This is a genomic window from Schaalia radingae, assembly GCF_900106055.1.
Classification (GTDB): domain Bacteria; phylum Actinomycetota; class Actinomycetes; order Actinomycetales; family Actinomycetaceae; genus Pauljensenia; species Pauljensenia radingae_A.
In genome coordinates this window covers 789,232-801,604 of the sequence record NZ_LT629792.1, presented here as the reverse complement: position 1 = coordinate 801,604, position 12,373 = coordinate 789,232, and the positions used below count along the sequence as shown (strand labels likewise).

Genomic DNA, 12,373 nt, shown 5'->3' with positions numbered 1-12,373 from the left:
CAGACAAGGAACAACCTCCGAACATCACGATGTATACCCCCTATCGTCCCATTGAAGACGGGTCACGCGCCAACTGTCGCCTTGACCAGTTGCGCACATCCCTGGTCAGGGACCACCGCCGCACGTCGCGCCGCTTCCGCTCGCCTACCGTTGCCGAATGCCCTCCTGCGTGTCGACAGCTTCCTGGCAGGAGCCCTGGATGTGCATGTAGATCTGCACATCCTCTTCAGTGAATCCGGCGGGCAGATTCTCCAGCAGTTCGGTGCACCAGTGCTGCGCGGCCGAATAATCGTCCTCATCGAGGGCGAGGGCGACCTGTAAGATCCGCTGCCGGGCTGTCATGTCAGCGCGCTCACCCAGGAACCGCCGGCAATCTTGTGCCAGGACAGACCATAATTGTCGCGCCTTTTCCACGTCTCCTGAGGCAAACAGGCATGCTGCAAGGGAATCGCGAATACTCAGCGTCAATTCACTGCCTTGCCCCCACACCGGTATCACGTCTTTCACGAGCTCTTCGTAGAGTGCAATCGCTGCATCCCACTGTTCGTCGAGGGCGAGCACTTCGGCAAGATTGTCACGAATCGTCAGGAGCATCGGGTCATCAGGATCCAATTCGGCACCCATGTCATCAGCAAGTTGTCGGTATATCAGGGCAGCTCCCGCGTAATCTCGGCGTTTTTTATACGGCATTGCGGAGTTTGTGCGCGCGGCCCATGCCAGTGAATCGGTGTGCCCTAGGGTACGGCAGATATCCTTGATGAGCGGTTCGAACTGCGGCTGTGCAGCCTCGTCGTATCCGCTCATGCACATCCAGTACAGCTCCGAGTGACGGACAAGCAGGGACAGTGGGTGGCACGCTCCCAGATCGCGGCGCGCCAGGGTGACCGCTTTGGAAGCTGATCTGCGCGCGTAATCGGCCTGTCCGAGGTGCCCATGCCAATCGACGACCTGTTTCATGATGATGACTTGCGTCGCAGTATCGACGTTATTGCACGTGATCACCTGTTTGGCGACGTGAATCGCTTCTTCAAGGTTGCCTCCGTCTGCCAGCTGCCGCATACGTTCCAAGGCGCGCCCTTCAGTGGTGATATCACCGGCGCCGCTTTTCATATTGACAGGGGCTGGCATCCCCCCGGCACTGCTTCGATGCTGCGAGCCTGTCGTAGATTGTCCCACACCATTACCTCATTTCATGTCAGTTCCTTTCGGTTCACTCATACTGACATGAGTTCATGGCACACACATGTATGGCCGAGTACATCTGTGGATAAACGAAGGCTCCTTCTATCCCTGTGGATAAAAGGAGCCTTCCAGAGAAGTCCTCAAGCCTGCATCGGCACCCCGTGCCCATCATATGCGTAAGATCCCGATCCGATGAAGTACATGATCGATTCGATAAACGCCCAGATCGCGACACCGGTGAGCGTGAAGAACCCGATGATGATGAAGCACAGCGGGAACGACACGAGCGTCACCAAGAGCTGAATAATGCCCAGCGTCGTCCTACCGGCATAGAAGTTATGGACACCGAGCGTGCCGAAGAACAAGCCCAGGATTCCTGCGACGATTCGCGACTTCGGTGCCGAATAGGTTGGATTCGCCTGATATCCGGCGGGATTCTGGTAGGCGCCCTGAGACTGGTAGCCTCCCTGGTTGCCATACCCGCCCTGGTTTGGGTACGGGGTTGCGCCGTGCGCCTCGTACACACCCTGGTTGGAATAGCCGCCATAGGACTGGCCCGGGTAAGAGGACCCATCGGGAGCACCGTTGGGAGCACCGTTGGCCGAACCATAAGGGGAACTGCCGTACGACCCGTAATATTGCGACGAGTTATATCCGGACTGTTCCAATGCGGATCCAGTTGATGCTGAGTTGTCGTAGTCCTGGCTGGAATCAGACGATGAAGGAACATCCTGTTCCGGCCACCGGCTGGCACCATACGTGTGATCGTTGTCCACTGAGAATTCCTAACGTGTCACGTACCGACCTGAAAGTATTTTCAGACACTAACAGTACTGCAGATGCCCACAATTGTGCAGGTGGTACATGAATTAGCCTCGCATTCTGTCCGTGATGCCACGCACACCGGCCACTTTTGGGTGACAATGATGACGAAGCGTACTGAAGGAAGGTTCCATGACGTCTGAAGCAACCCCGCTGCCGCCGCGCACACATACACCCATCCCGGCCACCACTCAGCGGGTTTCCCGGTGGATTGCACGCGTGACAGGTTTTATCGGCCTGCTCGTTCTGATCACAGCCGCAACGACAGCAGCCATCTGCGCATTGCTCGGCATTTTCGTGGTGCGCCAGCGCGACGGTTTCGGCTCATGGCTCCCCCTGATTATTGCGGTGGTCACATTGCTTGTCACCGGTGTCTTCTGGTACGAACGACACCTGTGGGTCAAGGCCATTCGGGAAGACTCCCGGGCACATCGCCATTCGAGTGGAGGCAACTCAATCACCGTCCACAATGCTTCCCCCTCATCGCCTCAGGAGTCGGCACTTTCTCCCTCGACAATTCTTGACCGCGAAGAAGTACGCTGGCTCAACGCACGTAAGGAATATGACCTGCGGCGCAAGACCACTCTTCCTCGTGTCGAGGCAGCTCAACGTGCCGCAACGGAATACCTGGGCGGGGTGGAAAATGCGCCCTGGCTCGAACGCGATTTGCGCACCAGCGTGATTGCCTTCTTCGCCATGACGGCGGGTGGTGCGATCTGTGCAGTCACCTGCCTTGTTTCCATCATCGTTCTAGCTTCTCATTAGGATTTCCTCATGCCATCGTGGTCCCGACTCGCACGCAACATTGCCCGCAAAGCGCTGTTCACTGTGGTGTCTCAGATGCGCACCTCCGGCTCGCAGGCGCCCACACAGACACGCAAATCGCAGCGCAACTCCATGCCTTCTGACGGTTCCCAGCCGCGCCCCCTCGGCGCGCATTCCATTCGCGAGGTTGACTTGTCCGAGGGTCTTGCGCATACCTCCTACGATCCTGATCCGGATGGGGATGCGGATCCGGGTGAAGTGGTGTGGACGTGGGTTCCCTATGAGGAGGATGCCTCCCGCGGAAAAGATCGCCCGGTCGTGGTCATCGGCCGCTCGACAAAGTCAGGCACCCACGGCGTGTATGTTGCGCAGCTGACCTCGAAGGACCACGATCGAGATGCCCGCTGGGAAGCCTCGCAGGGCCGTCACTGGATGGACGTCGGTACCGGCACGTGGGATTCACGAGGGCGCCCATCCGAGGTTCGACTCGATCGGGTTTTATGGGTAGCTCATGATGAAGTGCGTCGAGAAGGCGCAACACTGAAACGTCAGATCTTCGAACGCGTCATCAACGGCATGCGCACCGTCGACTCGAACAGGTAAGGACTGCCGCCAACTCCCACCGCTGAAGATTTTCGTTGAGTCGCGCGACTGCTCACTATCGTCAAGTTGCGCCTCTGAGAGGGCCACCGCCGGCTCACTTGTTCTGGAGCCGGCGCCCGAACCGGCCGAAGGTGAGCGTATTCACCCCGTTTTTTCGTTCAGCTACTGGCACGGACGCGCTTGATGCTGGTAATGTTAACGGTCGGGCTCCCGGCTTGGTCGAGCAGGGGGTCTGGTTGTTTACCGTTTGCGGGATGTCCCCTCGTCCCAGTCCCGGTAGCGACAGAACCCTCACCGACCTGGACGTTCATGAAGTAAGGAGATTTCCGGACAGTGGCGAATATTAAGTCTCAGATCAAACGCAACCGCACCAACGAGAAGCGTCGTCTGCGTAACCAGTCAGTGAAGTCTGAGCTGAAGACCTTGGTACGTAAGGCTCGCGAACTCATTGAAGAAGGCGACGAGGACGCTGCAGAAAAAGCAGTGCAGGTTGCTTCCCGCAAGCTTGACAAGGCTGCTTCCAAGGGCGTGATTCACCGTAATCAGGCCAGCCAGCGTAAGTCGAAGCTGTCGCACCGTCTGAACAAGATGACGGCTGAAAAAGCGGAGTGATTCTGCGCCCCGAGCGGGCACACACTTTCACAGGGAGCAGGCATGGCGCCTGCTCCCTCGCTTTTTGGTTCGGCCACGCCAGTCTCCTTCGTCCGCTTCGCGCGCCATCACGCATTCGCCGGCATTTTCTGCTCGCGTTATCGCAGGTGTTCCGCGTTCGACCGTCCTCGTTCTCGTTCTGCACGCGAGTGTGGTCAATGGCACACTGGAGCCATGAGCGATATTCCTGTGATGAAACTGAATGACGGCTACGAGATCCCTCAGCTGGGCTTTGGGGTATTCCTCGTTGAAGAAGATGAGGCACAGCGGGTAGTGATGGACGCCCTCGAAACTGGCTATCGCCACATCGACACGGCGAAGATCTACGGGAACGAGGAAGGCGTCGGACGCGCGATCGCTGAATCGGGAATTGCCCGTAAAGACCTGTACATCACCACGAAGCTGTGGAACGATGACCAGCCGAAAGCACGCCAGGCACTTGAGCAGTCCCTGGAACGCCTGGGACTTGACTACGTTGACCTTTACCTCATTCACTGGCCGTGCGCCCGGCAGGATGCGTACCTCGATGCATGGCATGAAATGGAAAAGTGCCGAGAGGAAGGGCTGATTCGCTCGATCGGTGTGTGTAATTTCCTGCCGAAACACCTGGAGCGTTTGCTCGGTGAGTCCGAGACTGTTCCGGTTGTGAACCAGATTGAGTTGCATCCGACCTACCAGCAAAGCTCGGTGACGCAGTATTCACGCTCGCACGATATTGCGATTGAAGCCTGGGGACCGCTGGGACAGGGCAAGTACGACCTGTTCGGTGAGAAGCCGATCAAGGAGGCTGCTGAAGCTCATGGAAAGACTCCTGCTCAGGTGGTATTGCGGTGGCATTTGCAGATGAAGAACATCATTTTCCCGAAGTCAGTACATGTTGAGCGCATGCGCGAGAACATGGAGATCTTTGATTTCACGCTGACCAGTGACGAAATGAGCGCGATCACCGCGCTGGAGCGAGGCAACCGTGTCTCGTCTCACCCCGACGAAGTCGAAGTGGACTAGAAGCGGCTCCTAGGCTCTTAGGCGCGGGCCGACCCGCGCAGTCGACAGATCGTGAGGACACATTTTTCGACTGCGCGTTCAGGGTCACGTGACAGGCCTTTGGCCTCTTCGTCTGCGAGCGCGATGGCTTCAATGGCACCGGCCAAAGCCGTGTCAGTCCACCCTTGCACGTCCCGCCGTGCACGGTTGAACTGCCACTGATTCATCGACACAGACTGCAGAGCGCCACGCGGAGCGGTTGCGTACGCCATCGACCGAAACTTCGATGCCAGTGCGCCGACGATCATCAGCGGCGCGACACCTGTTGCCAGAGCGTGGCGTAGCAGTGTGAGCGCCTGAGCTGTCCGACCTGCGAGTGCAGCGTCAGCAACGTCAAAGCCGGACGCTTCCACTCGGCCTGAATGGTAACGGTGGACGGCTTGCGTCGTGATCGTCCCTTCGACGTCACTCATGAGTTGGGACAGTGCGCTCATCATTTCCGCCAGGTCAGATCCCAGAGCGCCGACGAGCATGTGCGCAGCTTCAGCTTCGATGCGTCGGTGCAGGCGGCGCGCCTCGGACATGACGAGGTCGATTTTTTCGTTGTCGTATTTGAGCGGATCTGCCGCGATCGTGGGCACATGTGCTTTCTTGAGCGCATCGAGCACTTTCTTGCCACGGTTACCGCCGTTGTGTCGGACAATCATCCACACGTCGTCTGCCGGGTTTTCAATGTAGGCCAGCAGATCCACCATCAGTTCGTCATTGGTGACTTCAAAATTAGGGATCACGATCAGGCGGGGTTCACCGAACAGGGACGGTGAGGTGACAACATCGAGTTGTCCAGCCGGATACGTGGCGGCCGAAATCTCCACGCGTTCAACTGAAGCGTCGCGTTCAGTGGCCTGGCGTCGAAGCTCACTGACGGCACGGTCTGCCAGGAAGGCTTCGGATCCTTTAACCAGCACAAGAGGTGCCAGTTCGATCGGGTCACTTGAGCGTGACTGGGATCGACGCGCCATCTGCCATCCTCCTCCGCTTCCTCACCGTGTCGTTTTTTAGATTCAGGGTATGCCACTAGTGTGACATGCGTCGACGGCATCTGCGTACCACTGTGGACACACTCAGCATTCCGATTGCTGCGCTGGCCAGGACGATAGTTCCCTCGATCCCCTGTGGCCATGACACGTTCGCCATCGGCCATGACGACACCCATGTAGCGACCCACGCGATCCATCCCGTGAATATTTGTGCAACGTGCGCCATCAGGGTTGCTGCAGCGGGCCACCACGGCGCACACACCGCTGTCATCAGGGCGCAGACGCACGCTGGCGCGATGACAGGGCTGACCAAAACGTTCGCAATCACACCCCACACTGGTAGAAGCGGCGACATCAGTACGAGGACAGGCGCCACCAGGATTTGAGCGGCAAGTGGAACACAGCACGCCTGCAGCAGGCGTCTGACACAGCGCGCATACCAGGCATCGCTGCGCACCGCGTGCTTGACAGCTTCGTTCCACTGTTGAGCAGGGCCGACAACGCCCCACGTGGCAAGGACGGACAGCGCAAACCCCACTGCCCGGGCAGAAAACGGGTCAATCAGCAAAACCAGTACGACCACGGTGGACAGCGCTGCCTGCGCTCCCCCAGGCCGTTTGAGCAACAAGCCTGCGACTCCGACGCTCGCGGTCAACACCGCGCGTATGACCGAGGGCTGCGGTCCGACAACTGCCACAAGAAGACTCATCGCCGCAAGGGTCGCGCCAGCGCGGATCAATCCTCGCCCTGGCACTGCGCTGACGATCAGTGACAACATGATCGCGATGTGAGTTCCGGACACGGCCGTGAGATGCGTCAGCGACGACGTCTTCATTGCGTCCGAAAGCTCCTCGTTCATGGCGCGATCATCACCAATGGCGACGCCGGGAACCAGCGCCTGGCCTTGCACAGTGAGCGCCGAGCACACCTGACGCATCGATGATCTGACATGACGGACAATCGAGACCCATCCGCCCGGGCGTTCAGTCAGCTCAATGTTCTCAGCCTCCATCGCGCCCACAAACGGCGGGTCGGAGCGAAACTGCGAGTCAATACTGCCGCGCACGAGTACGCGATCATCGCGCACATACTCTCCAATCCCTGCACCCATCAACATGACATTCACGTTCGAGGGCTGCCATTGACCGTGAGACACTTCAACCTGTTCGACGCGCGCGTCTGCGTAGAAGCGTGTCCGGTTCCACCGGCTTGCCATCGCAGCTGGGTCATCGATCAGGCGCACGCGGAGCGTCACGTAGGTGCGTCCAGAGTCGATGAGGCGCACGGTCGGATCCCGCGCATGAGCATCGCAGGCACTGCCGGCAACTATTGCAGCCGCACCCGATGCGATAAGTATTGCCGCCCATCCCAACCGTAACGATCCGACAGGAGTGCGCATCCGGCGAGGGCGAGGCCTCCCTCGTTCATTGTGCCGATCACGAACCCGCCACGCGGCCAGTGTTGCTGCGAGTGCCACAAGGACACCGGTCACTACCACCGCATCCTTCAGGTGGATCGAGATGCGCAGACAGATGAGCAGGGTGATCCAGATGCTGGCGGCAACCGGCGTGACACGCATATCACGCATGCGCGGATAAATCCTCGGTGAACTCATCGGATGGCCTTCAGTGACGGTGGCGCCCCGGGAAACGGCTGACCGGCATGGCAACGGCGAGTGCGAGCCGATGATTCAATCAAGAAAAAGTGCTGCATGAGGACGAGGGTATGCATTCGTCTCACCGCCTACCACCGTGTGTCCTTCGCCTGTGGGTGAGCGCTGCACACGTGTGGTGGCTGTGGACGGCGGTGGTTTTCCACACGACAAAACCCCGGTCGGATTAAGTTGTCGTTCGATTTACAGGGGCGACGCAGCGCGCTTACAGTAGGACTCATCTAACCGCGCTCATGACAAGGACACCCGTTTGAACCCACCATACGTTGCTCCTGATGCTCACGACGCTGCGATACGGACACCTCCGGGACCATCTCCAGAACTCTTGCACCTGCGCGCATCAACGAGGATCGTCCGCGCACTGAGTGCAGCACGCTTACAGCGCGCTCACACCAAGTCCCGCACTGATGCGCTGAGAACGCGGGTGCGATCGTTCCTGATGTTGCCACTTGTCACACTCATGGTTGCGTTTGCGCTGACGTCGTGTCATTCCTCGCAGCCGACGACGGATAATCAATTCTGGGATGGATCCTTATCCCTCGAGCAGCGCGCCACAATCGAGGATGTTCAGCGCACCATCCTGCCCGCATTCCAGGAAATCCTCGCCAACCTGTCCGCAGCTGGAGCCGGACAATTTTCAGAGCTCGAGGGCCCTTCGCTGACGGGTCGTGCGACTGATCGTAACACGGGCAAGATCTCGGCTTTTGAAGTTGCAACTGCCATTGCCGCTGGCCACGCAATTCCGCCTGAAGAGGCTCGCCGGATCACAGGCGACATTGTGACCCCGCTCGGAATGACCCAATTCAGTGACCTCACACCTGATGATGACGACACCGGCGAGGTCTCGTACAACTGGTTTGATCCGGATAACGGTGGATTCGTCGAACTGACGATTCTACCCGATGGTTCCATGACTGTTTATTACATTTCAGGCATGCGCCCGACGGATGGTTCGACAACTCAAGCCGAACAGTGGACTGACGGAGCCCAGTCCGATGCGAGTGCCCAGTAGCAGGCGTTTCTGTCGGTGGCAACGCCGCTCTTACACACACGCACCTGTCGAAATCTTCTGAAGCATTGCCGGTCCAATGCCTGAGACATCATCGAGCTGTTCGACTGAATCGAAGCGACCAACTGTCTGGCGATAGTCAATGATGCGTTGCGCAATGGCTGGTCCCACGCCGTCGAGATTTTCGAGTTCGGCAGATTCAGCGGTGTTGATGTTGATACAGGATGGTGCCGTGTTGCCTGCCGGGTTGCCATCAGAGTCATTGCGTGACGGAGTGCCTGTCTGAGCACCGGGTGGAGGGCTTTCACCTGGTTTGGTCACGGCTATGTGTTCACCATCGACCAGCACGCGCGCCATGTTGAGCGATTCAAGGTCGGCATCAGCAAGTGGACCGCCCGCAGCATCGACCGCATCGATGACTCGTGAGCCGTCGGGAAGCTCCACGACTTGCGGCTGCCCGACCTGTCCTGTCACGTAGACGGTGACGCTGGCAGTGTCAGATGGGGTGAGTAGATCGCCCTCGTCAACGCCCGTAACAGCCGAGGAGGACTGGGCGGACTGAGCAGCCGGTGCTTCGTTTGGCGATGATTCGTCGAGGCTATGGGCGGTATCTGGAGCTGAACGAAAGCGCCATACTGAGATTGCGCTGACAAGGACAATGACGAGGACCAGGACAATGACTGCCGGCGCCGATGGCAGAATACGGATGCGCTGCTCGGGTGTTTCGTCGCCGCGTTCAGACGCTGCCTGGGCGTACACAGCGTGTGTCAGCTTTTTGAGACGACGGCGTTGAAGGAGGTCCATGTGAGCACTGTAAGGATACTGCGGACTGTCTCGGAACAGCGGCAGTGCGAGTGTGGATAACTCCAGCGCGAAGTGCCTCATGTGGATATCTGGGCACTGTCCACATCACAAGCGATTTATTCCAACCTCTTTACTCGAGGGCATGCATCTCTTATCATGAAAACGCCCGCTGACAAGGAGACAGAGGACTACCGTGACAGATTTACATGTCGTGCCAGGAGATTTCGGCAAGCTCTCCAATTCAACTGCATCTATCGCTGACGATCTTTGCGCCGTCACAGTGGCGGACGCACTTTCAGGACTTTCATCAGCAATGCCCGGCGCATCGTCACCTTCAGCCGCGGCGGAGGCCGGCGCGAATATCGAGGAACGCTCAAAAGCTACCGCCAATTTGCTGTCTCGGTTCAGCGATGCTGCTATGAGTACTCAAAACAGCTTCAACGCCACAGAAAACAGCATTACGAACGGATTTTCAGGCAACACTGTAGAGCCGCCAGCGTACTCAGAACCTGCTAGAGCCACTGATGGCGGCACAGGTGGGGACACCGCTGTTCACACAGTGAAGTAGGAGGTCGCAATGCCCTCGTGGAGCGATATTCAATATTGGAATGACGGCCCGGTCATTGAAGCGGCGAACAACCTGACTGATTCCTACCATAAGTTCCGAGCTCAGGCGGATGAAGCAGCCGCAGCACGAAACGAGATCCAGTCTGTTGGTGAGGCCGCAGACTCAGCGCGCGATCAATTAGGCACGATCATTGAACATCTGAGCCGCGTCATTAATGACACTGCCGAGCTCATGATGGCAACGGCAGATGCTGCTGATGGCGTCAATGAAGTCATGACTCTCGTTCATGAATGCATCACTCAGGCACAGATCGATGGTGTGGCGATCCATGCAAATGGATCGGCATCTCATCCCCCGCCACCGTCCACTCTCCCCCCAGACGTTTACGCCATTGAGGCGGCGCGGAACGAAGCGGAATGTCAGGCTACGATTGCAAACATCAACCGTGCAGTTCAGCGAGCAACAGAAGTGGACAGCGAGTATGCACATCGCACTCGCGCCGTGGCAGAAGGCTCTTATCGAAATTCGGAGAGTAGCAGCTCTACGAGTCCGGGTTTATCAGATTTGCCTGACCCTGCCACCTGGTCACCAGCAGAAATCGCAACGTGGTGGAATGCTCTATCTGAAGATGAACAAGATGCCCTCATCAAAAATCATCCAGACCTCATCGGAGGGCTGGACGGCCTGCCTGGATCCGCACGCGATGAAGCCAATAAGATTCGTCTTCCTGCCATGCTCTCTGAAGCTGAGCAAGCCGAGAAGGAAGCTCGCAAGAAATACCTTGATGCTCAAGAACGCTTGGGGCCATCGGGTTTTGCATCACTCGAATATAGTGAATGGCAGCGAGCTCAAGAGAAACTGGAAGATCTTCGCGCTGTCGAGTCCACACTTAATTCCGACCCGGAATTGTCCTTACTCGTTTTAGATGATTCTGGAGAACGATTGAAAGCCGCTGTCGCTCATGGAGATATTGACAGCGCTAAGCACGTTGCGACTTTCGTTCCCGGTATGAACACTACAGTTCACGATAGTCTCGACTCGTACACGGCCAAGACAGACGTCATGCAGAGCAAGGCTTTGAAGAACAATAATGGCGATGTCGCAACTATTGCATGGCTCGGCTACGATGCTCCGGACTTGTCAGATGTTGCCTCCACATCTAAAGCACACGCAGGTGCCGACAGGCTCAATTCTTTCGTTGAAGGAATCCAGGCCTCGCGTGAGGCAGGCGAATATGGTGACCCGCATCAGACTGTTCTCGGCCATTCGTATGGCTCGACTACTTCCGGTATGGCAGTGAAGGACACGAGGACAGGGGTAGTTGACGATCTCGTGATGTTTGGCTCCCCTGGATCGGGTGTGCAGGACATCCGTGAATATAACCTGCCCGCTGATTCAGGAGGAGATCCGGGACCGCATGCGCACGTCTCGCACGCCCAATACCGAGATCGAGTGCAAGGGATAGGACCGGACTTTTCCTTCGGCAAGAACCCGAACAAGCTTGACGGCATCGAGCATCTCGCAGATTCCACTGCTAAGCCTGATACCTTCTGGGAATGGGTCGACCCGTTTTCGCAGCACAGTTCTTACTTTGAAGAAGGGTCTGCGACAATGAATGACTTCGGCCGTGTAATCGCGGGAGTGAAGTAGATGGTGTTCGCAGCACGTACAAGACTGCACGCTCCGAGCATTCCCTTTCTATCCGTACTGACAATTGCAGCGTTGACAGCAGCGTCGTGTACCACAAAGGAGCAAACAGTGACTAACGAGTTCTGGGATGGCAGCGCCCCCTTTGAGAAGCGCCAGACAATTGAAAGCGTTCAAACGGAAGTTCTCCCCGCCTTTAAGCAGCTTCTCGACGAACTCTCCGAATCCGGAGCTGGGTCTTTCTCTGAGCTCAAGGGGCCTTCTTTGGACGGACGAACGACAGAGAAAGAAACCGGAGCCATCGTTGGCTTTGAGGTCAGCACTGCAGTCCTGGCCGGCAACGCAATTCCTGCTGACAGCGCGCGTGAAATCGGCGACCGTGTCCTCCCCCCAGCAGGTCTGAGCCACTTCACCGATATCACGCCTCAAGATGCCAAATCGGACACCACATTTAACTGGCACGATGAAGAAAACGGTGGATTCGTCGAACTGACGATTCTTCCCAAAGGCGATCTGACGATCTACTACGTCTCCGGAAATCGCCCCTCTGACGGCTCAACAACACAAGCCGGACAATGGATCGACGGTGCTCAGTCAATTGCGGGCGCCAACTAACCCTGATCCTT

General features: G+C 57.5%; 13 protein-coding genes. 8 read left to right on the top strand and 5 right to left on the bottom strand.

All coding sequences use genetic code 11. The features are described from left to right. Window positions 1–144: 144 nt before the first annotated feature. Together BLT69_RS03495 and BLT69_RS03490 are read right to left on the bottom strand one after the other, a co-directional pair. Window positions 145–1,110 (bottom strand): tetratricopeptide repeat-containing protein, encoded by a 966-nt coding sequence (locus BLT69_RS03495; RefSeq protein WP_058236379.1) that lies wholly within the window; start codon window positions 1,108–1,110, stop codon window positions 145–147. Window positions 1,111–1,322: 212 nt separating this feature from the next. After that, window positions 1,323–1,958 (bottom strand): TM2 domain-containing protein, encoded by a 636-nt coding sequence (locus BLT69_RS03490; RefSeq protein ID WP_092648423.1) that lies wholly within the window; start codon window positions 1,956–1,958, stop codon window positions 1,323–1,325. A gap of 178 nt (window positions 1,959–2,136) precedes the next feature. On the opposite strand from BLT69_RS03490, the gene BLT69_RS03485 reads away from it, so the two are divergent. The 4 genes from BLT69_RS03485 to BLT69_RS03470 all read left to right on the top strand — a co-directional run bounded on the left by BLT69_RS03485 (window position 2,137) and on the right by BLT69_RS03470 (window position 5,028). Then, window positions 2,137–2,769, top strand: coding sequence for a hypothetical protein (locus BLT69_RS03485; RefSeq protein WP_092648422.1), 633 nt, complete (start codon window positions 2,137–2,139; stop codon window positions 2,767–2,769). A gap of 9 nt (window positions 2,770–2,778) precedes the next feature. Further along, on the top strand, window positions 2,779–3,372 hold the full coding sequence (locus BLT69_RS03480) for a type II toxin-antitoxin system PemK/MazF family toxin (protein WP_092648421.1): 594 nt from the start codon (window positions 2,779–2,781) through the stop codon (window positions 3,370–3,372). Window positions 3,373–3,705: 333 nt separating this feature from the next. Further along, complete coding sequence (gene rpsT, locus BLT69_RS03475) at window positions 3,706–3,984, top strand: 30S ribosomal protein S20 (protein ID WP_058236375.1); 279 nt, start codon at window positions 3,706–3,708, stop codon at window positions 3,982–3,984. Between the two features lie 213 nt (window positions 3,985–4,197). Beyond that, window positions 4,198–5,028, top strand: a complete 831-nt coding sequence (locus BLT69_RS03470) for an aldo/keto reductase (RefSeq protein ID WP_058236374.1) — start codon at window positions 4,198–4,200, stop codon at window positions 5,026–5,028. Window positions 5,029–5,045: 17 nt separating this feature from the next. Here BLT69_RS03470 and holA read toward each other — a convergent pair whose 3' ends face one another. Continuing rightward, window positions 5,046–6,029, bottom strand: coding sequence for a DNA polymerase III subunit delta (holA, locus tag BLT69_RS03465; RefSeq protein ID WP_058236373.1), 984 nt, complete (start codon window positions 6,027–6,029; stop codon window positions 5,046–5,048). Window positions 6,030–6,084: 55 nt separating this feature from the next. After that, complete coding sequence (locus BLT69_RS03460; protein ID WP_157886339.1) at window positions 6,085–7,635, bottom strand: ComEC/Rec2 family competence protein; 1,551 nt, start codon at window positions 7,633–7,635, stop codon at window positions 6,085–6,087. 334 nt (window positions 7,636–7,969) lie between these two features. Between BLT69_RS03460 and BLT69_RS03455 the strand changes: the two genes are divergently transcribed. Beyond that, window positions 7,970–8,731, top strand: a complete 762-nt coding sequence (locus tag BLT69_RS03455) for a DUF4853 domain-containing protein (protein WP_092648419.1) — start codon at window positions 7,970–7,972, stop codon at window positions 8,729–8,731. A gap of 30 nt (window positions 8,732–8,761) precedes the next feature. Here the strand turns inward: BLT69_RS03455 and BLT69_RS03450 are convergent, their stop codons facing one another. Next, a complete protein-coding gene (locus tag BLT69_RS03450) occupies window positions 8,762–9,532 on the bottom strand; it encodes a ComEA family DNA-binding protein (protein WP_070727582.1) in 771 nt (256 codons plus the stop codon). A gap of 193 nt (window positions 9,533–9,725) precedes the next feature. On the opposite strand from BLT69_RS03450, the gene BLT69_RS03445 reads away from it, so the two are divergent. From BLT69_RS03445 to BLT69_RS03435, 3 genes are all read left to right on the top strand, one after another. Then, window positions 9,726–10,100, top strand: coding sequence for a hypothetical protein (locus tag BLT69_RS03445; RefSeq protein WP_157886338.1), 375 nt, complete (start codon window positions 9,726–9,728; stop codon window positions 10,098–10,100). Window positions 10,101–10,109: 9 nt separating this feature from the next. After that, window positions 10,110–11,750, top strand: coding sequence for an alpha/beta hydrolase (locus BLT69_RS03440; protein WP_092648416.1), 1,641 nt, complete (start codon window positions 10,110–10,112; stop codon window positions 11,748–11,750). Window positions 11,751–11,858: 108 nt separating this feature from the next. After that, window positions 11,859–12,362 carry a DUF4853 domain-containing protein gene (locus BLT69_RS03435; protein WP_070727467.1) on the top strand — a complete coding sequence of 168 codons (504 nt, stop codon included), beginning with the start codon at window positions 11,859–11,861 and terminating at the stop codon, window positions 12,360–12,362. Window positions 12,363–12,373: the final 11 nt, after the last annotated feature.

Excerpts from the sequence above, each read along its gene's own strand:
- BLT69_RS03495 (WP_058236379.1), bottom strand. The coding sequence starts at position 1,110 with ATGAAAAGCGGCGCCGGTGATATCACCACTGAAGGGCGCGCCTTGGAA.
- BLT69_RS03480 (WP_092648421.1), top strand. The coding sequence starts at position 2,779 with ATGCCATCGTGGTCCCGACTCGCACGCAACATTGCCCGCAAAGCGCTG.
- BLT69_RS03450 (WP_070727582.1), bottom strand. The coding sequence starts at position 9,532 with ATGGACCTCCTTCAACGCCGTCGTCTCAAAAAGCTGACACACGCTGTG.
- holA (WP_058236373.1), bottom strand. The coding sequence starts at position 6,029 with ATGGCGCGTCGATCCCAGTCACGCTCAAGTGACCCGATCGAACTGGCA.
- BLT69_RS03470 (WP_058236374.1), top strand. The coding sequence starts at position 4,198 with ATGAGCGATATTCCTGTGATGAAACTGAATGACGGCTACGAGATCCCT.
- BLT69_RS03440 (WP_092648416.1), top strand. The coding sequence starts at position 10,110 with ATGCCCTCGTGGAGCGATATTCAATATTGGAATGACGGCCCGGTCATT.
- BLT69_RS03460 (WP_157886339.1), bottom strand. The coding sequence starts at position 7,635 with ATGCGTGATATGCGTGTCACGCCGGTTGCCGCCAGCATCTGGATCACC.
- BLT69_RS03485 (WP_092648422.1), top strand. The coding sequence starts at position 2,137 with ATGACGTCTGAAGCAACCCCGCTGCCGCCGCGCACACATACACCCATC.